The organism is Catenulispora sp. GAS73 (assembly GCF_041262085.1).
Classification (GTDB): Bacteria; Actinomycetota; Actinomycetes; order Streptomycetales; family Catenulisporaceae; genus Catenulispora.
This window is the reverse complement of sequence record NZ_JBGCCM010000037.1, coordinates 64,170-88,394: the sequence shown is the minus strand read 5'-3', so window position 1 is coordinate 88,394 and position 24,225 is coordinate 64,170. Positions and strand designations below refer to the sequence as shown.

Here is a 24,225-nt window from a genome sequence, read left to right as displayed (position 1 = left end):
CATCGCCCAGGGAATCAGTGCCTTGTGGAAGGCGTGCAGGCCGCAGCGGTGCGGTGGCCCTGAGTCGCCGGATCCTCACGGTCGGTGGCGGCGAAATTCGAAAAACCGAGCGAAGGCGGGCAATGCCGCCTCCGCTCGGATGTCGGGACGCGCTGTCTCGCCCCGGGGGTGACCCGGGGCGCGGATCAGACGTTGCGGAACCGGTTGATCGCGGGCAGTAGCCGCTCCCGCTTGGCCGCGTCGCGCACGCCGAGCCCTTCCTCGGGCGCCAGGCAGAGCACGCCGACCTTGCCCTGGTGCAGGTTCTGGTGGACGTCGTACGCGGCCTGGCCGGTCTCCTCCAGCGCGTAGGTCTTCGACAGCGTGGGGTGGATCATCCCCTTGTCGATGAGGCGGTTCGCCTCCCAGGCCTCGCGGTAGTTCGCGAAGTGCGAGCCGATGATGCTCTTGAGGTTCATCCACAGATAGCGGTTGTCGTAGCTGTGGTTGAAGCCGGAGGTGGACGCGCAGGTGACGATCTTGCCCCCGCGCTTGGCGACGTAGACGCTGGCGCCGAAGGTCTCCCGGCCGGGGTGCTCGAAGACGATGTCCGGGTCCTCGCCGCCGGTCAGTTCCCTGATCTTCGCGCCGAAGCGCTGCCACTCCTTCGGGTCCTGCTCCGTCTCGTTCTTCCAGAAGCGGAAGCCCTCGGCCTTGCGGTCGATGATGAGGTCCGCACCCATCGCCCGGCAGATCTCCGCCTTGTCCGGCGAGGAGACCACGCACACCGGGATCGCGCCGCCGTTCAGTGCCATCTGCGTCGCGTAGCTGCCCAGGCCGCCGGAGGCGCCCCAGATCAGCACCACGTCGCCCTGCTTCATCGCCGCGCCGTTCTTGGAGATCAGCTGGCGGTAGGCGGTGGAGTTGACCAGTCCCGGGGAGGCGGCCTCCTCCCAGGTCAGGTGGCCCGGCTTGGGCATCAGCTGGTTGGCCTTGACCAGCGCCAGGTGCGCCAGGCCGCCGAAGTTGGTCTCGAAGCCCCAGATCCGCTGCTGCGGGTCGAGCATGGTGTCGTCGTGGCCCTCGGCGTCCTCCAGCTCGACGCTCAGGCAGTGCGCGACCACCTCGTCGCCCGGCTTCCACTTGTTGACGCCGGGCCCGGTACGCAGTACGACGCCGGCCAGGTCCGAGCCGATCACGTGGTAGGGCAGGTCGTGGCGGCGGGTGAGTTCGGACACCTTGCCGTAGCGCTTGAGGAAACTGAAGGTGGAGACCGGCTCGAAGATCGAGGTCCACACCGAGTTGTAGTTGATGGCGCTGGCCATCACCGCGACGATGGCCTCGCCCGGACCCAGCTCCGGCGTCGCCACGTCCTCCACGTGGAGCGACCGCCGCGGGTCCTTGTCCCGGCTCTCCATCCCCGCGAACATCTCGGCCTCGTCGGCGTGGACGGTGACCGCGCGGTAGGAGTCGGGAAGCTTCAGGTGCGCGAAGTCCTCCGCCGGGGTGTTCCCGGCTTGGATCGCTGCGAGAATCTCTACTGTTTCTTGCTGCATCGTCGGCCTCCAGGGGTCGGCGGCGTCGCGGGCCGGTGCTTGCCGTCTGTGAGGGCAGTACGGCAGTCGGCCCTGGGTGAGGGCGGGAGCTACTCACTGGTAACTATGGCGCTCCGCCAACACCCTGGCTAGGTGGGCCTTGTCACAGATTCCGCCGGGTCCCTATCACCCTGCAACATCTTGACGTCACAGGTGGCGGCAGTGATAACGGTGCGCGGTGGTGTAACCGAGGGACGCATAGAGCGCAAGCGCGGGAGCGTTCCCGTCTTCGACTTCCAAGTAGGTGTTCTCTGCACCGTTCTCCGCAGCGAAGCCCAAGAGGTCCCGCAATACGATCCGCGCCAGTCCGCCTCGCCGTGCGGCTTCCGCTGTCGCGAGTGCGGCGATCCCCGCATAGCCGCTTCTGGTGTCAATGGCGACGCGGCCGACAGAGAGGGCCTCTCCGTTGTCGCCGCGCACCACCGCGAAGGCGATCAGCGCGTCGCCGGTGGTCAGGATGTCCTTGAACTCGGGGATACCGAGGCCGCGGCGGTAGACCGTGAAGTAGTCCTCGGGGAGTTCTGGAGTGACCTTCGCAGAGCGATTGAAGTCCGTGGAACCGCTAAGCGTTTCCAACGCAGGGGCCAATAGCGCGGTCTGGCGCAGGGCGGCGCGAAGAGTCTCGGTGAAGCCGAGGGCGGCGATCTCGTTATCTAGCGGACTGCCGTCGATCGTCTGCACAAGGCCGGGGAGAGCGCGCTCTGCGAACCATTCCCGGACCGCGTCCAGAGTCTGGGGAAGCGGCATTCCGGAATCCCCTAGAGGGATCGCCGCGTTGGCTCGCGCAGTGTGTCCTCCGGCGGCGCGTACTTCCCAGTCGCCTATAGAGGCGCGCTCAGAGAAACCCCATCCTGTTGCGGCGATGGCCTGAAGATCCATGCGCGGAGGCTAATGGGGACGCTCTGCGTCACGCAGCCAGGTATCGCAATACGGCCAGCACGCGGCGGTGCCCGAGGTCATCCGGTTGCAGGTCCAGCTTCATGAAGATGTTGTTGATGTGCTTGCCCACGGCACTCTCACTGACCGCCAGCACGTCGGCTATAGCGGCGTTCGCGCGTCCCTCGGCCATCAGCGCCAGCACGTCTCGCTCGCGCGGAGTGAGGCGGTCCAGCGGGTCCGTGGGGCGGCGCACCAGCAGCTGCGCCACGACCTCCGGGTCCAGCGCGGTGCCGCCGGCCGCCACGCGCTCCAGAGCCTCGATGAAGGAGTCGATGTCGGCGACCCGGTCCTTGAGCAGATAGCCGACCCGCGTCGTGTCGCGGGCCAGCAGGTCGGTCGCGTAGCGCTCCTCGACGAACTGGGACAGGACCAGGACGGCCGTGGACGGGAACCGTTCGCGGATCTGCACGGCGGCGACGATGCCCTCGTCCTTGAACGTCGGGGGCATACGGACGTCGGCCACCACCGCGTCCGGCCGGTGCCGCTCCACGGCGGCCAGCAGCGTGATCCCGTCGCCGGTCTCGGCGACCACCTCGTGCCCGGCGATCTCCAGGACCCGCACCACGCCTGCGCGGATGAGGACGGAGTCGTCCGCGATCACCACGCGCATGGTTCCCCCTGGAACTCACACCCCGCAGGGCAGTTCGGCGGTCAGGACAGTCGGACCGCCGCTCGGTGATGTTAGCCGCAGCCGGCCGTCCACCGAAGCCACGCGCTGCGCCAGCCCGGTCAGGCCGGTGCCGCCCTGCGCGTCCGCGCCGCCGACGCCGTCGTCGGTGACCCGGATCAGGAGGTGGTCCTGCCGTCGGGAGACGTCGACCGCGGCCTGTTTCGCGCGGGAGTGCTTGACCACGTTCGCCAGCGCCTCGGAGACCACGAAGTAGGCGACCGTCTCCACCGACGCGCTCAGCGGACCGGTGGCGCCCACGGTCAGGCGCACCGGGACCGCCGAGCGGGCGGCGACACCCGACAGCGCGGCGTCCAGGCCCCGGTCGTCCAGGACCGCCGGATGCAGGCCGCGCACCAGGTCCCGGATCTCCGCCATCGCGTCCTTGACCTGCTCGTGCGCGTCGATGATGACACTCATCGCGTCCGGCGGCACGTCTCCCCGTTCTTTGAGCGTCTTGCGGGCGATGCCCAGGTGCACGGCCAGCGACATCAGGCGCTGCTGCGCGCCGTCGTGCAGATCGCGCTCGATGCGGCGGCGCTCGGCGTCGGCGGCCTCGACCGCGGCGGCGCGGCTGTCGGACAGCGTCTGCACCCGGTTCGCCAGCACGATGGTCTCGCTCGGGCCGAGCAGGCGCCGGGCGGCGGCGAGGTCGGCGGCGGCGAGCAGGCGGATCAGGCGCGGCGCGAAGTAGGTGGCGGTGCCGGCCAGCAGGATGTAAGCACCCTGACCCCAGAACTTGCTGCTGACGCCGTGCCGGGGGTCGATGAGGACCAGCGCGTGCGCGGGGAGTTTGACCGCCACCACGACTGCCAGCAGGTCCATGAAGGTCAGGCCCACGACGGCCAGTCCGACCAGCGGGCCGGCTATCAGGTGGTAGAGCGTCTGCCGCCACAGCGCCTCCGACCGCAGGGTCTGACGGAACTCGCCCCGGTACAGCCGCGGTGTCTCGACCCGGTGGATCTCCACGCTCCGGAACGTGCGGAAGCGTTTGCGTTCCCAGCTCGTCAGGAAGGGCGCCGCGACGAGCACCCCGGCCAGGACGACCACCACGGACATCACGAAGCGGATGGCGCCGGGGTCGGCCGCCTTCACGATCAGCAACACCGGCTGGCTCCAGACCAGCAGGACCACCATCGACCCGGCCCACAGCGGCAGCCCGCTCACCAGGAACAGGGCGTCCCACCCGGCCTGGCCCCAGCGGATTCGCAGGTTCTCTCGCGTCGTCGGCACGCGTTCACGGTATTCGCGCAGGTCGAGCCTGGTCCATCAGGTCTGCCTCACCTCGGCGGTGGTGCTGGCCCCACCCCCGAACCGCCAGGTCGCACTACTGATCCGGCGGCCCGCCGTGACCAGCATGGGATGAGTCCGAAACACCTTCTCCGAATGTTCTCCGGAAGGACTCACATGTCCCGCGTGGTCATCTTCTCCGCCTCGGTCGGCGCCGGTCACGACAGCGCCGCCAAGGCCCTCGCCGACCGGCTGACCGCGCGCGGCTTCGCGGTCGACCGGCACGACTTCCTGACCCTGATGCCCGCCGGCCGCGCGGTGTGCGGCTCCTACCGGCGCATCATCACGCACGCCCCGGCGCTGTACCAGTGCATTTACTCGCGCACCGAGCGTGCGGCCCGCCCCGGCCTGGTGCAGCGGCACCTGCTGCGGGGCGCGGAGCAGGCGGTGCTGGACGCGATACCGCCAGACGCGGTCGCGGCGGTCGCGACGTACCCGCTGGCGGCGCAGGTGCTGGGCCGGCTGCGGGCGTCGGGACGGCTGGCCGTGCCGGTGGTGGTGACGTTCACCGACTTCTCGGTGCACCCGCTGTGGATCGCGCCGGGCGTGGACCTGTACCTGGCACCGCACGCGGTGACCGCGGCGCAGGCGGTGGCGCACGGCGTGGCGCCGTCCCGGGTCGCGGTGGCCCGGCCGCTGGTGTCGGCGCGCTTCACGCAGCGCACGGCGGTGCGGCGTCAGACGGCCCGGGCGCGCTTCGGCCTGGACGCGGCGGACAAGCCGCTGGCCCTGCTGCTCGGCGGCTCGTGGGGCGTCGGCGACATCGAGCGCACGGCGCGCGACCTGGCGGCCTCGGGCGTGGTGACGCCGGTGGTGGTGTGCGGACGCAACGAGGTGCTGCGCGGCCGGCTCCGCGCGGCGGGGTTCCCGCACGTGTTCGGCTGGGTCGGGGACATGCCGACGCTGATGGCGGCCGCCGACGTGATGGTGCAGAACGCGGGGGCTTCCTCCACGCTGGAGGCCTTCGCCACCGGACTGCCGGTCGTCACCTACCGCAGCCTGGTCGGGCACGGCCGGACCAACGCGGCGGTGCTGGACGAGGCCGGGCTCGCGGTGTGGGTGCGGTCGGAGGGGGAGCTGGCGGGGACGCTGCGGGAGCTGGCTTCGGGGGTGCGGGGGCGGCGGCAGCACAACGCCGGGCTGGCGATGGTCGGTGCGGGGGCGGAAGCGGATGCGGTGATCTTGGAGCTGCTGGGCGGTGGGGGTTGGGTGGCCGGTGCCGGTGCCGGTGCCGGTGCCGCGGCCGGCTTGGCTAGCTCAGCTGGCTCGGCTGATCCGGCGGCCCTGGCCGGTTCGGCGGTCGGCTCGGCAGCGGTGGCGGCGGTCTGATGCGCACCTTGGCTGCTGCCGCGACCGTGCTCCTGCATCCGTTTCCGGCGACGACGACCTTTGGCCCGGTCCGCAACCGAGTGCTGCCCGGGTTGGCGGCGCACGGTGCGGCCGATCATGTGGCCCTGACCTTCGACGACGGTCCGGACCCGAACTCGACACCGCGCTTCCTGGAGCTGCTGGCGGCGCGAGGCGTGCAGGCGACCTTCTTCCTACTCGGCTCGATGGCCGAGCGCGCACCGGGTCTGGTCCGGGAGATCCAGGCGGCCGGGCACGAGATCGGCGTCCACGGCTGGCATCACCAGAGCCTGCTGTTCCGCAGCCCTCGGGCGACTGACCAGGACCTGACTCGGGCCCGCGACTTCCTCGCCGACCTCACCGGCGAGCAGCCGACACTGTTCCGGCCGCCTTATGGAGTCATGACCGCCTCGGCGCACCGCACCGCCCGGCGTCTCGGGCTGCGGCCCACGCTCTGGACCAGCTGGGGTGAGGACTGGACGGCGCGCGCCACCCCGAGCAGCGTCCATCGCCAGGTCACCAAGGACCTGCGCGGCGGCGGCACGATCCTGCTCCACGACACCGACTGCACCGCCAAGCCCGGCTCCTGGCACGCCACGCTCGGCGCCGTGCCGCTGCTGCTCGACCACTGCGACGCGCGCGGGTGGGCGGTCGGGCCGCTGCGTGAGCACGGCCGCGTGGGAGTGTGATGGTCGCCCGGATAAGCCATCCGGGCGACTCCGTCCGAGTGAAGGCCCTGTCTGCTTGTCGCTCTTATCGGTGCTCGTCCTTATCAGTGCTCGTCGCCCTCGGCGGCCTGCACCAGCTCCACCAGCACCCCGTGCGCGTCCTTCGGGTGCAGGAAGTTGATCGAGGAGCCCATGCTCCCGCGCCGCGCCTCCGGGTACAGCGAGCGCACGCCCTTGCCGACGATGTCCGTGGTCGTGGCCGCGACGTCGGCGGTGCCGAAGGCGACGTGGTGCACGCCCTCGCCGTTCTTCGCCATCCACTTGGCGATGGCCGAGTCCTCGCGGGTCGGCTCCAGCAGCTGCAGGTAGCTGGCGCCGCCGTCGCCGGTGTCGTTGATCTTCAGCATCGCCTCGCGGACGCCCTGCTCCTCGTTCACCTCGGAGTGGAAGACCTCGAAGCCGTAGGTGGCGCGGTAGAACTCGACGGTCTCGTCGAGGTTCCGGCACGCGATGCCGATGTGGTCGATGCGCGTCAATGGGGAATTCGGTGAAGACGACATGGGGACATCCTCCAGGGGTGGGCTTAAGCGCGCGCGGGGTTGTGTCGAAGACGACACCCTAAGCTACTGACGAGTAATTTACTGCTGACTAGGCTGGTGGCCAGCACCAAGCTCCACTTTCCCCTCACTCCCTCGACACTGGAGAGCATCGTCGTGAGCGCTACCAAGTCGGTGATCGTCGCAGGCGCGCGGACCCCCATGGGCCGCCTGCTCGGCTCCCTGAAGAACTTCTCCGGCGCCGACCTCGGCGGCGTCGCGATCAAGGCGGCGCTGGCGCGCGCCGGGGTCGCGCCCGAGCAGGTGCAGTACGTGATCATGGGCCAGGTGCTGCAGGCCGGCGCGGGGCAGATCCCGGCGCGGCAGGCGGCCGTCTCCGCGGGCATCCCGCTGACCACCCCGGCGATCACCATCAACAAGGTCTGCCTGTCCGGGCTGGACGCGATCGCGCTGGCGGACCAGCTGATCCGGGCCGGCGAGTTCGACATCGTGGTGGCCGGCGGCCAGGAGTCCATGACCAACGCCCCGCACCTGCTGCCGAAGTCGCGCGAGGGCTTCAAGTACGGCGCCGTCGAGATGCTCGACGCCATGGCCTACGACGGCTTGACCGACCCGTGGGAGAAGATCCCGATGGGTCAGACCACCGAGAACTACAACACCAAGCTGGGCATCGAGCGCGCGCCGCAGGACGAGTTCGCGGCCCGCTCGCACCAGCGCGCCGCCACCGCGCAGAAGAACGGCGTCTTCGAGGCCGAGATCACCCCGGTGTCGATCCCGCAGCGCAAGGGCGACCCGATCCTGTTCGCCACCGATGAGGGCATCCGGCCCGACACCACCGTGGAGAGCCTGGCCGGCCTGCGCCCGGCGTTCACCAAGGACGGCACCATCACCGCCGGCACCTCCTCGCAGATCTCCGACGGCGCCGCCGCCGTGGTCGTGATGTCGAAGGCCAAGGCCGAGGGGCTGGGCCTGGAGTGGATCGCCGAGATCGGCGCGCACGGCAACGTCGCCGGTCCCGACACCTCGCTGCAGTCGCAGCCCTCGAACGCCATCAGGCACGCCCTGGGCAAGCAGGGCCTGACCGTGGCCGACCTGGACCTGATCGAGATCAACGAGGCCTTCGCGGCGGTCGGCGTGCAGTCCATGAAGGACCTCGGCGTGGACGAGGAGATCGTCAACGTCAACGGCGGCGCCATCGCGCTGGGCCACCCGATCGGCATGTCCGGCGCGCGCCTGGTGCTCAGCCTGGCCCTGGAGCTCCAGCGGCGCGGCGGCGGCACCGGGGCCGCGGCGCTGTGCGGCGGCGGCGGGCAGGGTGACGCGCTGATCATCACCGTGCCGAAGCGCGGCTGACCCGGCGCGGATAGGATCACCGGCCGTGGCTGGCAATGACGTGACCGATCTTGTCGAACGCGCCCGCAAGGGCGACCCGCGCGCGGTGGCGCGGCTGATCTCCCACGTGGAGGACGGCTCCCCGCTGCTGCGCGAGGTGATGGCCGCGCTGACGCCGTACGCCGGCAACGCGTACGTCGTCGGCCTCACCGGCTCACCCGGCGTCGGCAAGTCCACGTCCACGTCCGCGCTGGTCACGGCGCTGCGCGCACAGGGCAAGCGGGTCGGCGTGCTGGCCGTCGACCCCTCCTCGCCGTTCTCCGGCGGCGCGCTGCTCGGCGACCGGGTCCGGATGCAGGAGCACGCCACCGACCGGGACGTCTACATCCGCTCGATGGCCTCGCGCGGGCACCTCGGCGGCCTGTCGGCGGCGACGCCGCAGGCGGTGCGGGTGCTGGACGCCGCGGGCTGCGACGTGGTGCTGATCGAGACGGTCGGCGTCGGGCAGTCCGAGGTCGAGATCGCCGCGACCGCCGACACCTCGGTGGTGCTGCTGGCCCCGGGCATGGGCGACGGCATCCAGGCGGCCAAGGCCGGGATCCTGGAGATCGGCGACGTGTTCGTGGTGAACAAGGCCGACCGGGACGGCGCCGACGCCACCGCGCGAGAGCTGGGGCACATGCTGGCGCTGGGAGAGTCCCGCTCGCCCGGCGGCTGGCGGCCGCCGATCGTGAAGACGGTCGCCTCCGCCGGCCAGGGCATCGAGGAGTTCGTCGAGGCGCTGGACAAGCACCGGGGCTGGCTGGAGGAGCACGGGAAGCTCACCGAGCGGCGTCAGTACCGGGCCTCGGTCGAGATCGAGGGCATCGCGCTGGCGGCGCTGCGGGCGCGGATCGGCGACCTGCGGGGCGACCGGCGGCTGTCGGTGCTCGCCGAGCGGGTCGTGGGGCGGGAGCTGGACCCGTATTCGGCCGCTGACGAGCTGGTGGCCGGGGTCGGGGCCTGAGCGCGGTCGGAGCTTGAGGGGGAGTCGAGGTCTGATGAAGATCAAGGACATAATCATCGACTGCCGGGACCCGGAGGCGCTGGCCGCGTTCTGGGCCGAGGTGCTCGACCGGCCGGTCGCGGCCCGGATCGGGCCCTTCGTCTGGCTGGTCCGCGGCGAGGGGCCGGGGCTCGGGTTCCAGAGGGTCGACGCGCCGAAGGCCGGCAAGAACCGTGTGCACTTCGACGTCGGCGCGGCGGATCCGGCGGCCGAGCGGGAACGCCTGGAGGCGCTGGGCGCTCGCCGGCTGCCGGAGTACGCCGGCGGAGGCTTCCTGGTGATGGCCGATCCGGAGGGGAACGAGTTCTGCGTCATCCCCGAGGGACCGTTCGAGCTCGACGACGAAGGGCGCGCGGACTACCTCCCGCGCACCCTGTGAGTACTCGGCGGCCTTACTTCTTCAGCGACTTGTGCAGCCAGAACGGCCCGGTCGGGATCACCGAGGCGACGAGCACCACGAGGAAGCGCTTGGCGTCCCAGTCGTGCGCCTGCTTCACGTCGTAGGCCAGCGCCAGGTAGGCCAGGAACAGCAGGCCGTGGATCATGCCGAAGACCATCGTCGGGGCCGGCATGTGCGCGGCGTACTTCAGCGGCATCGCCACGCACAGCAGGATGAGGAACGAGACACCCTCCGCCAGCGACACCACGCGGAAGCGCGCGAGCTTGGTGTCCTCGGCGGTCGTCACATCGGCAGTGGTCACGGGGTTCCTCGCAGTTCAGGGTTATCACCGACAACGTGCCGGTATATCCCGGGCAGAATACCCGACCTGGTACCACGGCTCTGCGGCTCCCCCTACTCTGGCACCATGCGTGACTGGAACAGGCGCCATTGTGCGCGTCGGGGGCATGAGACCTACGCACCGGTCGGCTCTGGGCTGGAGACGGAGCTGGCCGCGAGACTTCAGGTGGAGACCGTTCACGGGCAAGCGTGGCGGTGTCTGCGGTGCGGGGACTTCGTCATAGGGGAGCCCAAGGGCAGCGGGCCGGCGGATCGGGCGCCGATCGTGCCGCGGGGCAGGGCGTTGCGGGACTTGTTCATCCTGCGGCTGCTGGCGGTCGAGCGGATCGTCCGCGGTGTGGTGATCATGCTGATCGCCTGGGCGGTGTGGAAGTTCGGCAGCAGCCAGAACGCGGTGCAGCGGCTCTTCGAGTCGGATCTGACGGCGTTCAAGCCGTTCGCGAACCACTTCGGGTGGGACGTGGAGCACGCGAGCATCGTCGAGCGGGTCCGGAAGACGTTCAACTACAGCCCGAAGACGATCCACACCGTGGCGCTGCTGCTCGGCGGCTACGCGCTGCTGGAGACGGTCGAGGGTGTCGGACTGTGGCTGGCCAAGCGGTGGGGCGAGTACCTGACCGCGGTCGGCACGTCGATCTTCCTGCCGCTGGAGATCTGGGACGGCTACAACAAGGTGCACGAGCACAAGTCCTACATCTTCGCGATCTGCACGTTCACGGTCAACGTCGCGGCCGTGGTGTACCTGCTGGTCTCCAAGCGGCTGTTCGGGATCCGCGGCGGCGGCAAGGCGTTCGAGGCGCAGAAGCACGCCGAGTCGCTGATGACGGTGGAGCTGGCCGCGTGCGGCGGCGCGGTGTTCCCGGGCCAGCACGCGCTGGACGAGACGGTGATGTTGAGCGGGATGCCCGGACACGTCGGGGCGCCTGGAGTGCCCGGCATGCCCGCGCCCGGGGCGCCGCCCGCACCACAGCCCGCACCACAGCCCGCACCACCAGTGCGGCAGACGGCCGAGACCGTGGTCCTGACCACGTTGCCGACCACCCTGCCCACCCAGCCCCCGTCCGATCCGAACGGCGGCGGCGCGCACTAGCCACCGACGCGCTTGTGCAGTTTTCGTGCTCGGCCCGCCGCGCCCTTCACCAGGTCGGCGGGCTGAGCCCGTTGCGCGTTCAACCACTGCCGTAGGCTGGAAGCATGACCGCCGAGGGTACCGCCGAACCAGCCTGGCTCGACCAGACCGAGCAGGCCGTCTGGCGTCAGTACATCTCGGTGATGCGCCTGCTCCCGGACCGCCTGACCGCCAGCCTGTCCCGAGGCCACGGCCTCACCCTGATCGACTACGAGGTCCTGGCCCGCCTCTCCGAAGCCCCGCTCCGCCGCATCCGGATGACCGAGCTGGCCGAGGGCGCGCTCCTGTCGAAGAGCCGCCTGTCCCACCAGATCAGCCGCATGGAGAAGGAAGGCCTGGTCCGCCGCGAACCCTGCGAGACCGACGGCCGCGGCTTCTTCGCCGTCCTGACCGACCAGGGCTGGGAGAAGCTGCTCGCGGCGGTCCCCACGCACGTCGCGGACGTCCGCGAGGCGTTCATCACGCCGCTGAGCCGGGAGCAGCTGCTCACGCTGGGGGAGATCCTGGACGTGATCAGCAAGGGACTGGAGTCGGGGCGGGGCTAGGGCCCGGTCAGCGGGGGTCGCTCGACTTGCAGCCCATACCGACCGCTGTCACCGTGACGACTGTGACCTCCGCCACGGAAGACCCCGAACCGGACCCCGGCGCGGCGGCGGTCGCCGTGGATCCCGACGAGCCTCCCGAGGCGCACTCCAGCATCCCCGGCATCGCGGGGCTTTCCGAGCGTCACAAGTACCGTGCGCTGGCCGTCTGCCTGCTCGTCGGCTTCATGACGCTGCTCGATGTCTCCATCGTCAACGTCGCCCTGCCCTCCATGCAGAAGGGCCTGCACGCGACGCCCGCGGACCTGTCGTGGGTGGTCTCAGGCTACGCCCTGACCTTCGGCCTCATCCTCGTGCCGTCCGGCGTCTTCGGGGACATGGTCGGGCGGCGGACGGCGTTCCTGGTCGGGCTGGCCGCGTTCACCATCGCGTCCGGGTTGTGCGGGATCGCGCCGGGGGCCGCGTTCCTCGTCGTCGCGCGGTTGGTGCAGGGGTTCGCTTCGGGCATTCTCGGGCCGCAGATCTCCGGGCTGATCCAGGAGATGTTCTCCGGGGCGGCGCGGGCTCGGGCGTTCGGGTACTTCGGGGCGACGGTGGGGTTGGCGACGGCGATTGGGCCACTGGTCGGCGGGCTGTTGATCGCGGCCGGTGGCGAGGACCACGGCTGGCGCTGGGTGTTCTTCGTCAACCTGCCGATCGGGGTCGTCGCCTTCGTCCTCGCGCTGCGGCTGATCCCGGGGTGCGTCGGGTGCGGGCGGATCGGGGCGAAGGGACGCATCGACTGGGTCGGGGTGGCGTTGCTGGGTGCCTCCGTGGTCGCGATCATGCTGCCGCTGGTGCAGGAGCAGCAGTGGAAGGGCCGCGGCAAGTGGTGGCTGGTGGTGCTCGGGGTGCTGCTGGCCATCGGCTTCACGCAGTGGGAGCGCCGGGTCGCCGCCTCCGGTCGTACGCCGCTGGTCCCGCCGGCGCTGGTCCGCATCCGCTCCTACACTCGCGGCAGCGTGCTCGGCCTGCTCTACTTCGCCGGCTTCACCACGATCTTCTTCATCTTCACGCTCTTCGTGCAGAACGGCCTGCACTACAGCGCCCTGGAAGCGGGCCTGGCCACCACGCCCTTCGCCGTCGGCTCGGCGGTGAGCGCCACCCTCGGCGGACGCCTGGTCGGCAAGCACGGCCGCCCGCTGGTCATCCTCGGCATCGTCCTGGTGACGGTGGCCACCGGCGCCGCCATCCTGGTCGTGCACTGGGTCCACGGCCGCGGCGCGGGCGTCGCCACCGCCGGGCCGCTGCTGGTCGCCGGCGTCGGCTCCGGCCTGGTCATCGCCCCCAACCTGGCGCTGTCGCTGTCCGAGGTCCCGGTGGCGCGCGCGGGCACGGCCGGCGGCGTCATGCAGACCGCCCAGCGCCTGGGCTCCGCGCTCGGCATCGCCTGCGTCGGCGCGGTCTTCTTCTCCCGCGTCGGCCACGGCAAGGGCTTCGCCAACGCCTTCCAAGCCGGCGCCGTCGTCGCGATCTGCTTCGAGGCCGCCGCGCTGGTGGTCGCGGTCGCCGACTGGCGCAGCCGCCGGGCCGGCACGAGCGGGACGGGCGAGACTCCGGCCGACGACCCCGCCTGACAAGCTGGAGCGATGAACGAGGACGCCCTCACCCGCATCGCCGAGCTGGTCTCCCGACGCCCCGGACGCGCCCAACTGCACGTCCGGCACCACGGAACACCGATCCTCGACGTCTGCGTGCGATGCGACCCCGACACGCAGTTCCTCCTGTGGTCCACCGGAAAACCGTTCACCGCGATGGCCGTCCACCTGCTCGCCGAACGCGGCGCCCTCGACCTGGACGCCCCGATCGCCGACCACTGGCCCGAATACGGCCGCTCCGGCAAGTACGCCGTGACGCCCCGCCACGTGCTCACCCACTCCACCGGCGCGCCGCTGTCCACGTGGCACGTCGTCGGCGATGCCCTGATCATGCACGACTGGGACCGCTCGACCCGCGCGGCCGCCGCGGCGAAACCGAAGACGGAGCCGGGCCGGTCCTCGGCCTACCACATCCTCAGCCACGGCTTCATCCTCGGCGAACTCCTCCAACGCGTCACCGGAAGGCAGCTCGCCGAGTATCTGAGGACTGAGATATTCGCTCCGGCCGGGCTGGAGAACACCACCCTCGGACTCTCGCCTTCCGCATGGAACGAGCGAACCGTCCTGGAACTGTCCAAGGCGCCGAGAACCTCGTTTCCGGACCGCCTGAAGGTGGCCCGCTTCGACAAGAAGTTCGTCCGCACCGCCCCGATCCCCGCCGCGACCGTCCACTCCACGGCCCGCGACGTCGCACGCTTCCACCACCTGCTCCTGAACGGCGGCAGCCGCGACGGCGTCGCCGTCTTCAAGCCGGAGACCGTGCAGGAGGCGCTGAAACCCGCCTTCGCCGACACCGAGGCTATGCGCATCGATCCCGTCATCGGCCACGCCGTCCGCTGGTCCCCGGCTTTCCAACTCGGCTGGGGCACGATGCCGATCGAGACCGCCAAGCCCTTCGGCCGCACCGCGGGCAAGGAAGTCTTCGGCCACAACGGCAGCAACTACTGCAACGCCTGGGCCGACCCCGAGCACGACCTCGTGGTCGCCTACCTGTCGAACCGCATGACCCCGCGCGGCCCGGCGCTCGCCTGGCAGACCGAGATCAGTGATCTGATCCGCACCGCGGTCAGCCGGCAGAGCTGATCACGGCAGCCGCTTCGCCTGCGCCTGCGCCTGCGTTCTGGCCTTCCTCGCCGCAGCCCGTTGTCCGGGCACATAAGGCCGCGCCGCCGAAGGTGTCGCCACCCACGGCACGAACGGCCACGCCGCCGACAGCACCAGCACCGCGACCCCCGCCAGCCCGAAGCCGATCGCCGCATACGACGCCCGCAACAGCGCGGCGACCGCCGTCGCCGGCACCAGCCCGAGCAGCGTCCAGTCCGGGATCCGGTTGCGGTTCAGGTTGATCGCGATCCGGTTGCGCAGCAGCCGGCGGATCCGCGGCCGTCCGAACACCGTCGCCGCCGTCAGACAGAGCGCGACCTCCACCAGGTCGCCGGCGACGACGTGGTGCGGGTTCGCGTCGGAGTCGTGGGTGTGGCCGGCGAACGTGAACCGGGTGATCTGGTCGCGCCAGACCAGCACCGGCATGGTGTCGCCCTCGGCCACCGAGCCCGACAGGTCCTTCGAGGAGCTCAGGACGACCGACTCGTCCCGGCCGCCGATCCGCGGGTCCAGGAACGCCGAGGTGGTGGAGCCGTGGGCGTTCTTGCCGGTGTTCTTCGTGACGTCGACGAAGACCACGGTGGCGTTGGTGCGTAGCACGCAGCTCTCGGTCGCGTTCGTCACGCCCTGGCAGTACGGCGCGTGGTCATAGGCGTTCTGGTCGCCCTGGTGGGTCGCCAACTTCAGCGCCGCGGACACGGTGAACACCGTGGTACGCGCTGGTCACGGGGACCGGACCCGGGGTTCTCGCGCGGCGTCCACTTTCCGGACGCGGCTGGAACGGTAGAGTCCACAGTGCGAGAATGAACGTCTCAAGCCGAGCCCCCGGGTCGCCGGACTGCGGAGGGCCCGTTGGATGAATACAGATCGGAGCCGCGCATGCCAGCCCTGCGGTCGCGTACCAGCACCCACGGACGCAACATGGCGGGGGCGCGCGCGCTTTGGCGGGCCACCGGCATGGGGGACGACGACTTCGGCAAACCGATCGTCGCCATCGCCAACTCCTTCACCCAGTTCGTCCCGGGCCACGTGCACCTGCGCAACGTCGGCGAGATCGTCGCCGGCGCGGTGAAGGAGGCCGGCGGCGTCGCCAAGGAGTTCAACACCATCGCCGTGGACGACGGCATCGCGATGGGCCACGCCGGCATGCTCTACTCGCTGCCCAGCCGCGAGCTGATCGCCGACGCCGTGGAGTACATGGTGAACGCGCACTGCGCCGACGCGCTGGTGTGCATCTCCAACTGCGACAAGATCACGCCCGGCATGCTGATGGCCGCGCTGCGCCTGAACGTCCCGACCGTGTTCGTCTCCGGCGGGCCGATGGAGGCCGGCAAGACCACGGCCATCGAGGGCGTGGTGCACTCCCGGATCGACCTGATCGACGCGATGATCGCCTCGGCCAACGACGCGGTCACCGACGAGCAGCTCGGCGACATCGAGCGCTCCGCCTGTCCGACCTGCGGCTCCTGTTCCGGCATGTTCACCGCGAACTCGATGAACTGCCTGGTCGAGGCGCTGGGGCTGGGCCTGCCCGGCAACGGCTCGGTGCTGGCCACCCACGAGGCCCGGCGGCAGCTGTTCGAGCGCGCCGGCAGCACCGTCGTGGAGCTGGCGCGCCGCTACTACGACGGCGACGACGAGGCGGTCCTGCCGCGCGCAATCGCCACCCCGGCCGCGTTCGGCAACGCGATGGCCCTGGACGTGGCCATGGGCGGCTCCACCAACACCGTGCTGCACCTGCTGGCCGCCGCGCAGGAGGCCGGCGTCGGCTTCGGGCTGAAGGACATCGACCACGTCTCGCGCCGGGTGCCCTGCATCGCGAAGGTCGCGCCGAGCAGCCAGTTCCACATGGAGGACGTGCACCGCGCCGGCGGCATCCCGGCGATCCTCGGCGAGCTGCACCGCGGCGGACTGCTGGATCCGGAGGTGCACTCGGTGCACGCGCCGACCCTGCAGACCTGGCTGGACGAGTGGGACGTGCGCGGCGGCAAGGCCTCCGAGGCCGCGACCGAGCTGTACCACGCGGCGCCCGGCGGCGTGCGCACTGTGGAGCCGTTCTCCACCGCGAACCGCTGGGCCAGCCTGGACACGGACGCCGAGAACGGCTGCATCCGCGACCTGGCGCACGCCTACACCAAGGACGGCGGCCTGGCGGTCCTGTGGGGCAACCTGGCGACTGACGGCGCGATCGTGAAGACCGCCGGTGTGGACGAGAAGATCTGGGAGTTCTCCGGGCCCGCGAGGGTCTTCGAGTCCCAGGACGACGCGGTCGAGGCGATCCTGGCCAAGAAGATCGTGGCCGGCGACGTCATCGTGATCCGCTACGAGGGCCCCAAGGGCGGCCCCGGCATGCAGGAGATGCTGTACCCGACCGCGTTCCTGAAGGGCACGGGCCTGGGCGCCAAGTGCGCGCTGGTCACCGACGGCCGCTTCTCCGGCGGCACCTCGGGGCTGTCCATCGGCCACATCTCCCCGGAGGCGGCGGCCGGCGGCGTCATCGCGGTGGTGGAGGAGGGCGACACCGTGAAGATCGACATCGCCACCCGCACCCTGCACCTGGACGTTGACCCGGAGATCGTCGAGGAGCGCCGCGCGAAGCTGCTCGCCGACCTCGGCAGCTACCGGCCGCGCGAGCGCGACCGCCAGGTCTCGGTGGCCCTGCGCGCCTACGCCGCGCTGGCCTCCAGCGCGTCCACCGGCGGTGTGCGCGACCTCGGCCAAATCGGCGCCTGAGGCGTGGCAGCGGCCGGGCATCCCCTGCGGGTCGGCGCGAAGCTGGTCCCGCAGGGCACCACCATCGCGGCGCTGCGCGCGTTCTGGCGCCTCGCCGACGAATCAGGGTTCGACCACCTGTGGGTCTACGACCACCTGGCCGGGGCCGGCAACCTGGCCACCGTGACCGAGCCGGACCCGGCGATCGAGCTGTTCGACGGCTGGTCGCTGCTGGCCGCCATGGCCTCCGAGACCCGCCGGGCGCGCATCGGCGCCATGGTCACGGCGAACACCTTCCGCCACCCGGGAGTGCTGGCCAAGATCGCCACCACCGTCGACCACCTGTCCGACGGCCGCCTGGAGTTCGGGATCGGCGCCGGCTGGTCCGAGTACGAGCACCGGATGTTCGGCCTCGAACTCGGCGGCGCGCGTCAGCGTATTGAGAAGCTGGACGAGGCACTTCGGATCATCAAGGCCCTGTGGTCCCCGGAGCCCTTCACCGACTTCGCCGGCGAGCACTACACCCTCGACAAGGCGGTGCACGCGCCCAAGCCGGTGCAGACCCCGCATCCGCCGATCTGGCTCGGCGGCACCGGCGAGAAGCGGATGCTGAAGCTGGTGGCCGAACAAGCGGACGTCTGGAACACGGTGAACCACGACGGCGTCGAGGAGGCCGCGCGGCTCTCCGGCGTCCTGGACCGCTGGTGCGCCGAGGTCGGCCGGGACCCGGGGGAGATCCGGCGCTCGGTGCAGCTGCGGCCGGACCCGCGCCGGGTGGTGGACGACGTCGCGCCGTGGCTGGACGCCGGCTTCACCGAGATCGTGCTGTTCTTCTCACCGGAGCAGCCGCTCGCCGACCTGGAGAAGGTCGCCGAGCGGCTGCCGGCACTACGTGCTCTGATCTAGTTGTTCTGATCTGTATCTGATCTAGAACCTAGCCCCTGTTCAAGGACCAGGTCGTCAGTTCACGTTCAGACCGGTGTCGTCGATGACGAACGAGGTCTGCAGCGAGGCGTCCTCGGTGCCGGTGAACTTCAGGGTGATGGTCTGGCCGATGTAGCTGGCCAGGCTGAAGGAGTGCTGGCTGTAGCCACTGTTGGCGTTGAGGTTGCTGTAGGTGGCCAGGGTGCCCACGACGGTGCCGGAGGAGTTCAGGACCTGCACCGACAGCTTGTCGTAGGCGGTGCTGGTGGTGGTCTCGGCGGTGTCGATGTGCAGCCAGAAGGAGAAGTTCGCCGTCTTGCAGGTGGAGGCGATGCTGACCTTCTGCGACAGGGTGTCGGTGTGGGTGGTGCCGTAGCCGTCGAGCCAGGCGTCGAAGCTGCCGGTGTGGGCGGGCTCGGAGGTGGTGTCGCTGTTGATGACACCGGCGGTGGCGGACCACGGGGTGGCGCTACCGGTCTCGAAGCCGGGGTTGCCCAGCAGCTGTGCGGCGGTGCAGCCGCCGCCACCGGAGGGGTTGACGGTCCAGGAGAAGGTGGTGGAGCCCGAGGCGGTGCCCGAGGACGCCGTCACGGTCACCGACGAGGTGCCGGTGCCGCTGGGGGTGCCGGTGATGGCGCCGGAGGAGCTGATCGACAGGCCGGCCGGGAGACCGGAGGCCGAGTAGGTCAGCGACTTGCCCGCCGAGTCCGAACCCGAGATCTGCAGAGTGCTGATCGCAGTGCCCTGCGTCGAGGTCTGGTTGCCGGGGCTGTTGACGGTGACCGTCTCGGTGCCGCCCTGGGCGTTGACCGTCCACGAGAAGGAAGTCGTGCCGGTCGCGGTGCCCGAGGACGCGGTCACGGTGACGGACGAGGTGCCGGTACCGCTCGGGGTGCCGGTGATGGCGCCGGAGGAGCTGATCGACAGGCCGGCCGGGAGACCGGTGGCCGAGTAGGTCAGCGACTTGCCGGCGGAGTCAGAGCCGGAGATCTGCAGGGTGCCGATGGCGGTGCCCTGCGTCGAGGTCTGGTTGCCCGGGTTGGTCACCGAGACCGTCTCGGTCGTCCCGTGGTTGATGATCGGGTGCGAGAGCGCACAGGCGTTGGTGTCGTTCGACCACGACGCCTGCTCGGGGTAGGTCCCGAAGGAGCCGAAGGAGACGTTGCCGCCGCCGCCGGTGGTCCCGGGCGCCAGCCACGCGCACTCGTCGGAGTTTTCCTGGCCGTTGTAGGAGGACCCGGTGTTGTTGGTCCAGCCGCCGGCCGGGTTCTGGTCGGACATCATCTCGTGCCACTCGTGGCCGAGGGTGATGGTGTAGCCGTCCAGGGTGCCGGGGGAGTTCACGAAGCCCACGCCGCAGCCGGCGCCGGAGTCCATGTTGTACGGCTGGTTGGAGAACGCGATGTCGCCGTAGGGCGAGGTCACGGCGCCGCCGGTGAGGGTGGAGTCACCGTTGTAGTCGTGCCAGGCGCAGTACTGGCCCTGGTAGTTGTCCGGGTTGGTACCGGTCGGGGACAGGATCACGTAGTAGGCGTCGCGGTTGGCCGCGGCGGTGGTGTTGCCGAAGTGTGCGGCGGCGTTGACCGCTTCCTGGCCCAGCTGGTGGCCGGTGGCGGCGGACGGGGAGGCGCCGGAGTTGTCGTACCAGACACCGGCGAGCACGCCGCCGGCCTGGTAGTTGATGTACTGCGAGGCGGGCAGGTTGGTCGGGCACGCGACCGCGCCGGTGGCCACACCCGGGCCGTCACACCACTGGGTCAGGTCCGCGGACCACAGTTCGTTGTTGGTGCCGATGCCCTTGAACATCTGCTGGGCGACCGAGGCGCCGCCGTCCGGGTCGCCGGAGAACTTGGCGTTGCCGTTGGAGTCGGTGCTCTGGGTTCCCCACTGGCTGCCGTAGAAAACCAGGTAGACCTTGCTCTTGCCGCCGTCCTGCACACCGATGCCGTCGATACCGCCGCCGTAGGACAGCGTCTCCGTACCGGTCGCGGCGTTGGTGGAGTTGGTGCTGGGGTGCGCGGCGTTCCAGGCCTTCTCCTTCTGGTTCTGCTGGATGGTGGGGACGGCCCCGTGCCGGTAGGGGTGGCCGTACGTGGGGTTATACGGGTTCTGCGTGGTGGTGCCGGAGTTGCCGGCGTCGGCGCCGGAGGGCGCTGTCATCGCCGCTCCGTTCGCGGCGGTGGCGAACAGCGTGATCGCCGCTGCGGCAAGGCCTGCCGCCGCTCTCAGTGGGACCCGGTGCACGTGGTTTTCCTCTCCGAACCGGTTCACGGTCCAGTGTTGGAGGGTGGGGTATAAGGACACGTACCGACCGGGAAATTAGGGGGCTTTCGGTTCGCCGTCAACGCACATCGCCGGTAAATATTCTGTAAACCTGGGGAGGCGCCGTCAGAATTAGCGTGCGGAGGGTATGCCGCAAGGGGTGGGTAAGGGCGTCGCAAGAGGCGCGCGTGACGGTGAAGGCCGAGGTCAACACCTGGAGACAACATCAAGGCCCGCTGATCCCGGGGATCAGCGGGCCTTGATATTCAGAGCAAATTCAGAGGTTCGCGAGAAGGGCGTCTAAAGGCCTTGTCCCGCCAGCCGCGCGAAAAGATCAAGCCGGATCAAGCCCGATCAAGCCGGATCAAGCCTGTCCTTCGTCGTCCACCCGGACCGTGCCGATTCCGGCCTCGGTGAGCCCGGGAAGGATCTTCTCGGCGTCGCCCTCGATCACCACCACCGCGTGCTCGGGGAACAGCCGCTTGGCCGCGGCGGCGTCCACCTCGTCCTTGGACAGCTGCGTGTACTCGGTGTACTTGCGGGTGTAGTAGTCGTCCGGCAGCCCGAACTCCACGATCTGCGCCAGCGCGCCGCCGACCGAGCCGGGGGTCTGCAGCGCGATCGGCAGCGAACCGGTGCGGTAGGCCTTCGTCGAGGCCAGCTCGTCGTCGGTCACGCCGCCGGTCTTGATGCGCTCGATCTCGGCCAGGGCGTCCACCGCGGCGTCGGCGGTCACCTCGGTGTGCACCGAGGCCGTCGCCGAGAACACGCCGCTGTCGCGGCTCAGGTCGAAGCCGCCGCGCGCGCCGTAGGTGTAGCCCTTCACCTCGCGCAGCTGGTGGTTCAGCCGGGAGTTGAAGGTGCCGCCGAGGATCGTGGCCATGGCCTCGATCGCGGTGTAGTCCGGAGTGTCGCGGCGCGGCGCGTGGTGCGCGATCGCCAGCACGGACTGCACCGCGCCGGGCCGGTCCACCACCAGGATCTCGCGGTCCACCAGGTCGCGGGCGCCGGTCGGGGCCGGCGGCGTGACCTCCGGGGCGGCCTGCCCGAGCAGGATCTCGCCGAGCGCGGCGACGTCCACCCCGGACAGGTCGCCGGCCAGCAGCAGGGTGCCGCCGAAGGCCAGGTGCGCGCCGTGGAACGCGCGGACGTCGTCCAGCGTCAGGGCGCTGACGGAGGCGACGGTCCCGGTGTCCTGCTTGCTGTAGCGGCTCTCCGGCAGGTACAGCCCGCGGTTCAGGGCCTCGTTGGCGCGGGTCCCGGGCATCGCCCACGCGGTGGTCAGCTTGGCGACGCGGTCGCCGCGGACCCGGTCGAAGTCGTTCTCGGCCAGCAGAGGCCGGCGCAGCGCCTCGGCGAGCAGGGCCACCGCGGCGGCGAGCCGGTCCACCGGGGCCTGCACGCCGACCCGGAGCACGTCGGCGTCGACCGAGCCGGACCAGGAGGCGCCCAGGGACTCCAGGGCCAGCGCGAAGTCGTCGCCGCTCTTGAGCTCCGTGCCCTCGCGCAGCAGGTCCGCCGTGATCTTGCCGACGCCCTCCTTGCCCGCCGGCTCCCGGACGAATCCGGCCTCCAGCAGCACGCCGGCGTAGGCCATGCGCTGGCCCGGCAGGTGTGCGGCGACGACCTCGCCGCCGGGCAGCGCGGTGCGGGTGACGGCCGGGAACTCGTACGGGCGCGGGGGCCCGCCGGCCGGGCGCTCGGAAACCAGGGTGTTGGTGCTCATGCGTCGGCCTCCTGGGCGTCCTCGGCGTCGGCGTCCCCGTCCGTCTCGGCGTCCGGCGTCGCGCTCGTCACGTACTCGATGACGACGCGGTTGTCGTCGGGAAGGATCAGGGCGGCGGCGCGCTGCACGTCCTCGGCGGTGACCGCCTCCAGACGCCCGAGGTACTCGCGCACGATCTTCGGGTCGCGCTCCAGGGTCGCGTACTGGCCGAGCAGGTCGGCTCGCCCCCCGAGCTCGCTGACGGCCCGCAGCCAGTCGCTGGTGAGCAGCGCCTTGGCCCGGCCGAGTTCGGCCTCTGACACCGGGTCGGTGCCGTCGGCCAGGGCGTCCAGCACGGCGGTGAACTCCCGCTCCACCTCGGCGGCCTCGACGCCGTCGCGCGGGCTGAACAGACCGAAGAAGACCGAGGCGCCGTAAGCCAGATTCCACACCGAGGTGTAGGACTCCTCGCGCTGCGCGAGGTTCTTCTCGGTGACCAGCTTGCGGTACAGCCGGGCGCCGCGGCCGCGGCCGAGGACGGTGGCCAGCACCTCGACGGCGGTGAAGTCCGGGTGCCGCGAGTCCGGCGCGCGGAACATCACGAACGTCATCGGGCGGGGCACCGAGTCGTCCGGCTCCACCCGGCGCTTCGTCTCGCCGATCTTGATCTGCGGCAGCGTGCCGTCCGGCGCGGCCGGGATGTCGCCGTGCCGCTGGATGCCGCCGAAGTACTTCTCCGCCAGGCGCACGACCTCTTCGGCGTCGACGTCGCCGGCGACGGTGAGCACCGCGTTGTTCGGCGAGTAGTAGACCGCGTTGAAGTCCTGGAAGTCCTCCAGGGCCGCTTCCTGCAGCTCGTCCATCGAGCCGATGGTGGTGTGGTGGTACGGGTGGCCCTCGGGGAAGGTGAGCTCCAGGGCGTATTCCACCCAGCGGCCGTAGGGCGGGTTGTCGTAGCGCTGCCGGCGCTCGTTCTTCACGACCTCGCGCTGGTTGTCCAGGGTGTCCTGGGTCAGGGCCAGCGAGCCCATGCGGTCGGCCTCCAGCCACAGCGCCAGCTCCAGCTGCGAGGAGGGCATGACCTGGAAGTAGTTGGTACGGTCGGGGCTGGTGGTGGCGTTGATCGCGGCGCCGCCGGCGGCCGTGACCCACTCGAAGTGCTCGCCCTTGGCCACGTGCGACGACCCCTCGAACATCAAGTGCTCGAACAGGTGCGCGAAGCCGTGTTTCCCGGCCCGTTCGTGGCGCGAGCCCACGTCGTACCAGAGGTTCACGGCGGCGATCGGCGTGGTGGGATCGGCGCTGACCACGACGCGCAGTCCGTTGTCGAGCACTGCTTCGTGGATCGGCCAGGGGAATGATGCGGCGGCCTTCTCGGCCTCTGGCGTACCCGGTTCGCTCTTGACCTCTGTCACGTTTGCCAGTCAACGCGATCGGTCGCCGGTTCGTCCACTCAACGCGCACAGCGTCCGCTGTAGGGGAACACCCCGCGCGCCGGGAGCGACTAACGTAACCGCGTGCCCAAGGACCACAGCCTCAACTTCGATCCGATCGAGCGCGCCTTCCAGTCGTGGACGGACCGCTGGGGTGAGTCCACCTCGATGCTCGCCATCACCTCGGTCATGCGGGCCCAGCAACTGCTGCTGGCCAGGGTGGACGCGATCGTGAAGCCCTACGAGCTCACCTTCGCGCGCTACGAGGCGCTGGTGCTCCTGACCTTCAGCCGGGCCGGATCGCTGCCGCTGTCGAAGATCGGGCAGCGCCTGCAGGTGCACCCGACGTCGGTGACGAACATCATCGACCGGCTGGAGAAGTCGGGCCTGGTGGCCCGGCGCCCCAATCCCGACGACGGCCGCGGCACCCTGGCGGAGATCACCGCCAAGGGGCGCGAAGTCGTCGAGGACGCCACCCGCGACCTGATGGCCGCCGAGTTCGGGATAGGGGCGCTGAGCGCGGAGCAGCACCGATCGCTGTTCGAAGTGTTGCGGGAGCTGCGGGTCGCGGCCGGCGACTTCGAGGTCTAGGGAGCCCGGGTTGCCTGCTCGGCGGACT

At 70.5% G+C, this 24,225-nt stretch carries 22 protein-coding genes; 12 read left to right on the top strand and 10 right to left on the bottom strand.

The genetic code is table 11. From position 1 onward, the window contains the following. Positions 1-185: 185 nt before the first annotated feature. The 4 genes from ccrA to ABH935_RS40480 all read right to left on the bottom strand — a co-directional run bounded on the left by ccrA (position 186) and on the right by ABH935_RS40480 (position 4,413). Positions 186-1,535, bottom strand: coding sequence for a crotonyl-CoA carboxylase/reductase (gene ccrA, locus ABH935_RS40495; protein ID WP_370383279.1), 1,350 nt, complete (start codon positions 1,533-1,535; stop codon positions 186-188). 186 nt (positions 1,536-1,721) lie between these two features. Continuing rightward, positions 1,722-2,453, bottom strand: a complete 732-nt coding sequence (locus ABH935_RS40490; RefSeq protein ID WP_370383278.1) for a GNAT family N-acetyltransferase — start codon at positions 2,451-2,453, stop codon at positions 1,722-1,724. Between the two features lie 28 nt (positions 2,454-2,481). Next, positions 2,482-3,123, bottom strand: a complete 642-nt coding sequence (locus ABH935_RS40485) for a response regulator (RefSeq protein WP_370383277.1) — start codon at positions 3,121-3,123, stop codon at positions 2,482-2,484. A 15-nt stretch (positions 3,124-3,138) separates the two neighbouring features. Further along, positions 3,139-4,413 carry a sensor histidine kinase gene (locus tag ABH935_RS40480; RefSeq protein ID WP_370383276.1) on the bottom strand — a complete coding sequence of 425 codons (1,275 nt, stop codon included), beginning with the start codon at positions 4,411-4,413 and terminating at the stop codon, positions 3,139-3,141. A 174-nt stretch (positions 4,414-4,587) separates the two neighbouring features. On the opposite strand from ABH935_RS40480, the gene ABH935_RS40475 reads away from it, so the two are divergent. Together ABH935_RS40475 and ABH935_RS40470 are read left to right on the top strand one after the other, a co-directional pair. Next, positions 4,588-5,799 (top strand): glycosyltransferase, encoded by a 1,212-nt coding sequence (locus ABH935_RS40475; RefSeq protein WP_370383275.1) that lies wholly within the window; start codon positions 4,588-4,590, stop codon positions 5,797-5,799. Beyond that, the gene (locus ABH935_RS40470) at positions 5,799-6,506 is read left to right on the top strand and encodes a polysaccharide deacetylase family protein (protein ID WP_370383274.1); all 708 of its coding nucleotides are present in this window, start codon (positions 5,799-5,801) and stop codon (positions 6,504-6,506) included. The genes ABH935_RS40475 and ABH935_RS40470 overlap by 1 nt, the downstream gene beginning before the upstream one ends. Before the next feature lie 83 nt (positions 6,507-6,589). On the opposite strand, the gene mce is transcribed toward ABH935_RS40470, so the two are convergent. Further along, positions 6,590-7,045: a methylmalonyl-CoA epimerase gene (gene mce, locus ABH935_RS40465; protein WP_370383273.1), complete on the bottom strand. Its 456-nt coding sequence runs from the start codon at positions 7,043-7,045 to the stop codon at positions 6,590-6,592. A 198-nt stretch (positions 7,046-7,243) separates the two neighbouring features. Here mce and ABH935_RS40460 point away from each other — a divergent pair, with 198 nt between their 5' ends. From ABH935_RS40460 to ABH935_RS40450, 3 genes are read left to right on the top strand one after another with little or no spacing between them, the layout of a single operon-like run. Beyond that, complete coding sequence (locus ABH935_RS40460) at positions 7,244-8,395, top strand: acetyl-CoA C-acetyltransferase (protein WP_370383309.1); 1,152 nt, start codon at positions 7,244-7,246, stop codon at positions 8,393-8,395. Positions 8,396-8,420: 25 nt separating this feature from the next. Then, entirely contained in the window at positions 8,421-9,380 is a 960-nt protein-coding gene (gene meaB / locus ABH935_RS40455) for a methylmalonyl Co-A mutase-associated GTPase MeaB (protein WP_370383272.1), read from the top strand. Between the two features lie 34 nt (positions 9,381-9,414). Beyond that, positions 9,415-9,798, top strand: coding sequence for a VOC family protein (locus ABH935_RS40450; protein ID WP_370383271.1), 384 nt, complete (start codon positions 9,415-9,417; stop codon positions 9,796-9,798). A 13-nt stretch (positions 9,799-9,811) separates the two neighbouring features. On the opposite strand, the gene ABH935_RS40445 is transcribed toward ABH935_RS40450, so the two are convergent. After that, positions 9,812-10,120: a DUF3817 domain-containing protein gene (locus ABH935_RS40445; protein WP_370383270.1), complete on the bottom strand. Its 309-nt coding sequence runs from the start codon at positions 10,118-10,120 to the stop codon at positions 9,812-9,814. A 105-nt stretch (positions 10,121-10,225) separates the two neighbouring features. Here ABH935_RS40445 and ABH935_RS40440 point away from each other — a divergent pair, with 105 nt between their 5' ends. The 4 genes from ABH935_RS40440 to ABH935_RS40425 all read left to right on the top strand — a co-directional run bounded on the left by ABH935_RS40440 (position 10,226) and on the right by ABH935_RS40425 (position 14,549). After that, positions 10,226-11,248, top strand: a complete 1,023-nt coding sequence (locus ABH935_RS40440) for a DUF2127 domain-containing protein (RefSeq protein WP_370383269.1) — start codon at positions 10,226-10,228, stop codon at positions 11,246-11,248. 104 nt (positions 11,249-11,352) lie between these two features. Beyond that, positions 11,353-11,832 (top strand): MarR family winged helix-turn-helix transcriptional regulator, encoded by a 480-nt coding sequence (locus ABH935_RS40435; protein ID WP_370383268.1) that lies wholly within the window; start codon positions 11,353-11,355, stop codon positions 11,830-11,832. Between the two features lie 62 nt (positions 11,833-11,894). Next, on the top strand, positions 11,895-13,445 hold the full coding sequence (locus tag ABH935_RS40430; RefSeq protein ID WP_370383267.1) for an MFS transporter: 1,551 nt from the start codon (positions 11,895-11,897) through the stop codon (positions 13,443-13,445). Between the two features lie 12 nt (positions 13,446-13,457). Next, a complete protein-coding gene (locus ABH935_RS40425; RefSeq protein ID WP_370383266.1) occupies positions 13,458-14,549 on the top strand; it encodes a serine hydrolase domain-containing protein in 1,092 nt (363 codons plus the stop codon). Here the strand turns inward: ABH935_RS40425 and ABH935_RS40420 are convergent, their stop codons facing one another. Next, positions 14,550-15,269, bottom strand: a complete 720-nt coding sequence (locus ABH935_RS40420; RefSeq protein ID WP_370383265.1) for a hypothetical protein — start codon at positions 15,267-15,269, stop codon at positions 14,550-14,552. It abuts the gene before it with no gap. 180 nt (positions 15,270-15,449) lie between these two features. Here ABH935_RS40420 and ilvD point away from each other — a divergent pair, with 180 nt between their 5' ends. Continuing rightward, positions 15,450-17,303, top strand: a complete 1,854-nt coding sequence (gene ilvD / locus ABH935_RS40415) for a dihydroxy-acid dehydratase (RefSeq protein WP_370383264.1) — start codon at positions 15,450-15,452, stop codon at positions 17,301-17,303. 3 nt (positions 17,304-17,306) lie between these two features. Continuing rightward, a complete protein-coding gene (locus ABH935_RS40410) occupies positions 17,307-18,188 on the top strand; it encodes a TIGR03560 family F420-dependent LLM class oxidoreductase (protein WP_370383263.1) in 882 nt (293 codons plus the stop codon). A 54-nt stretch (positions 18,189-18,242) separates the two neighbouring features. Here ABH935_RS40410 and ABH935_RS40405 read toward each other — a convergent pair whose 3' ends face one another. The 3 genes from ABH935_RS40405 to ABH935_RS40395 all read right to left on the bottom strand — a co-directional run bounded on the left by ABH935_RS40405 (position 18,243) and on the right by ABH935_RS40395 (position 23,588). After that, entirely contained in the window at positions 18,243-20,366 is a 2,124-nt protein-coding gene (locus tag ABH935_RS40405) for a putative Ig domain-containing protein (RefSeq protein ID WP_370383262.1), read from the bottom strand. A gap of 466 nt (positions 20,367-20,832) precedes the next feature. Next, complete coding sequence (locus ABH935_RS40400) at positions 20,833-22,194, bottom strand: M16 family metallopeptidase (protein ID WP_370383261.1); 1,362 nt, start codon at positions 22,192-22,194, stop codon at positions 20,833-20,835. Then, positions 22,191-23,588, bottom strand: coding sequence for a M16 family metallopeptidase (locus ABH935_RS40395; protein WP_370383260.1), 1,398 nt, complete (start codon positions 23,586-23,588; stop codon positions 22,191-22,193). Before ABH935_RS40395 ends, ABH935_RS40400 begins: the two co-directional genes overlap by 4 nt. Before the next feature lie 102 nt (positions 23,589-23,690). Between ABH935_RS40395 and ABH935_RS40390 the strand changes: the two genes are divergently transcribed. Further along, positions 23,691-24,197 carry a MarR family winged helix-turn-helix transcriptional regulator gene (locus ABH935_RS40390; RefSeq protein WP_194914005.1) on the top strand — a complete coding sequence of 169 codons (507 nt, stop codon included), beginning with the start codon at positions 23,691-23,693 and terminating at the stop codon, positions 24,195-24,197. Positions 24,198-24,225: the final 28 nt, after the last annotated feature.

Coding starts and splice junctions, on each gene's coding strand:
- ccrA (WP_370383279.1), bottom strand. CDS start 1,535: ATGCAGCAAGAAACAGTAGAGATTCTCGCAGCGATCCAAGCCGGGAAC.
- ABH935_RS40490 (WP_370383278.1), bottom strand. CDS start 2,453: ATGGATCTTCAGGCCATCGCCGCAACAGGATGGGGTTTCTCTGAGCGC.
- ABH935_RS40485 (WP_370383277.1), bottom strand. CDS start 3,123: ATGCGCGTGGTGATCGCGGACGACTCCGTCCTCATCCGCGCAGGCGTG.
- ABH935_RS40475 (WP_370383275.1), top strand. CDS start 4,588: ATGTCCCGCGTGGTCATCTTCTCCGCCTCGGTCGGCGCCGGTCACGAC.
- ABH935_RS40470 (WP_370383274.1), top strand. CDS start 5,799: ATGCGCACCTTGGCTGCTGCCGCGACCGTGCTCCTGCATCCGTTTCCG.
- mce (WP_370383273.1), bottom strand. CDS start 7,045: ATGTCGTCTTCACCGAATTCCCCATTGACGCGCATCGACCACATCGGC.
- ABH935_RS40460 (WP_370383309.1), top strand. CDS start 7,244: ATGGGCCGCCTGCTCGGCTCCCTGAAGAACTTCTCCGGCGCCGACCTC.
- ABH935_RS40450 (WP_370383271.1), top strand. CDS start 9,415: ATGAAGATCAAGGACATAATCATCGACTGCCGGGACCCGGAGGCGCTG.
- ABH935_RS40440 (WP_370383269.1), top strand. CDS start 10,226: ATGCGTGACTGGAACAGGCGCCATTGTGCGCGTCGGGGGCATGAGACC.
- ABH935_RS40435 (WP_370383268.1), top strand. CDS start 11,353: ATGACCGCCGAGGGTACCGCCGAACCAGCCTGGCTCGACCAGACCGAG.
- ABH935_RS40425 (WP_370383266.1), top strand. CDS start 13,458: ATGAACGAGGACGCCCTCACCCGCATCGCCGAGCTGGTCTCCCGACGC.
- ilvD (WP_370383264.1), top strand. CDS start 15,450: ATGCCAGCCCTGCGGTCGCGTACCAGCACCCACGGACGCAACATGGCG.
- ABH935_RS40405 (WP_370383262.1), bottom strand. CDS start 20,366: ATGACAGCGCCCTCCGGCGCCGACGCCGGCAACTCCGGCACCACCACG.
- ABH935_RS40400 (WP_370383261.1), bottom strand. CDS start 22,194: ATGAGCACCAACACCCTGGTTTCCGAGCGCCCGGCCGGCGGGCCCCCG.